This is a genomic window from Streptomyces sp. NPDC094448 (genome assembly GCF_044763775.1).
GTDB lineage: Bacteria > Actinomycetota > Actinomycetes > Streptomycetales > Streptomycetaceae > Streptomyces.
The window spans coordinates 1-1,412 of sequence record NZ_JBIWGU010000036.1 but is presented as its reverse complement, the minus strand read 5'-3'; the positions used below and the strand labels follow the sequence as shown (position 1 = coordinate 1,412).

Below are 1,412 nucleotides of genomic sequence, written 5' to 3'. Positions count from 1 at the left end.
TCGACCGGCCCGACGAGGCCGGGCGCCGACCGGTGACCGTCCACGCCCGCCCCGAAGGCACCGACACCTGGACCCGCCACGCCACCGGAACCCTCGGACGCGCCGAAGGCACCGTGGAGGAGATTCCGGCCGCGTGGCCGCCACCGGCAGCGCACGCCGTCGACCTCACCGGCTTCTACCAGGAACTCGCCACAGCCGGTTACGGCTACGGCCCTGCCTTCTGCGGCCTGCGCGCGGCCTGGCGCGACGGCGACACCGTCTACGCGGATGTCGCCCTCCCCGATGAGCAGGCCGCCGAGGCACCCCGCTACGGCATGCACCCCGCCCTGCTCGACGCGGCCCTGCACATCGTCGCCCTGACCGCGCCGGACGACAGCACCGCCGAGCTGCCGTTCGCCTGGACCGGCGCCCGGCTGGTCGCCGTCGGCCCGGCCGCGCTCCGGGTCGCCGTCATCCGCGACGGCGACGAGCTGAGCTTGCGCGCCGCCGACTCCACCGGACGACCCGTCGCCGAAATCCGGACGATCCGCACCCGTCCGCTGTCCCTGCCCGTGGGCACCGGCCTGATGCGACTGACCTGGACCGAGCCCGCCGCACCCGTGGACATCCCCGCGACCGAGGTCGACGTCCTCACCTTGCACGCCACCGACGACGACCCGCCGGCCGAGACCCGTGCACTGACGGCCCGCCTGCTGGAGGCCCTGACCGGCACCGACGGGACCCTCCTCGTGCAGACCACCGAGGGGCTCGCCACAGCCGCGGCCGCCGGGCTCCTCCGTACCGCCCAGGCCGAACAGCCGGGGCGCTTCGTCCATGTCGAGACCGCGCCCGGAGTGACCCTCGATACCGAACGGCGGCACACCGCCGTCGCCCTGGGCGAACCCCGACTCCGCCTGCGCCACGGCCGGTTCGAGGCGGCCCGCCTCACCCGCGTCCCGGAGCCGCTCGCCCTGCCGGAGAGCGACACCTGGCTGATCCGGCCGGCGCTGACAGGCACCATCGAAGGACTCACCGCCGTCGATTCCTCGGAACCGTGGCGGCCGCTGGCCCCCGCCGAGGTCAGGATCGGAGTCCGCGCGGCCGGTCTCAACTTCCGCGATGTGCTGATCGCGCTCGGTACCTACCCCGGCCGGGGCGTGCTCGGCGGGGAAGCCGCCGGGGTCGTCCTGGAGACCGGCCCCGGGGTCCATGACCTGGCGCCCGGCGACCGCGTCTTCGGTCTGGTCGGAACCGGCTTCGGCCCCACCGCCGTCGCCGACCACCGGATGCTCGGCCGGATACCGGACGGATGGACATTCCCGCAGGCGGCTTCCGTGGTCACCGTGTTTGCGACGGCGTGGTACGGGCTGGTCGATCTGGCGGGGCTGCGGCCCGGTGAGAGGGTCCTGATCCATGCGGCGGCCACCGGTGTG

1 protein-coding gene is annotated in these 1,412 nt (G+C 74.6%); it reads left to right on the top strand.

From position 1 onward, the window contains the following. Nucleotides 1-32: 32 nt before the first annotated feature. Nucleotides 33-1,412 (top strand): polyketide synthase dehydratase domain-containing protein (locus tag ACIQ9E_RS29730; protein ID WP_403712308.1); only part of this gene is annotated, 1,380 nt, incomplete at its 3' end.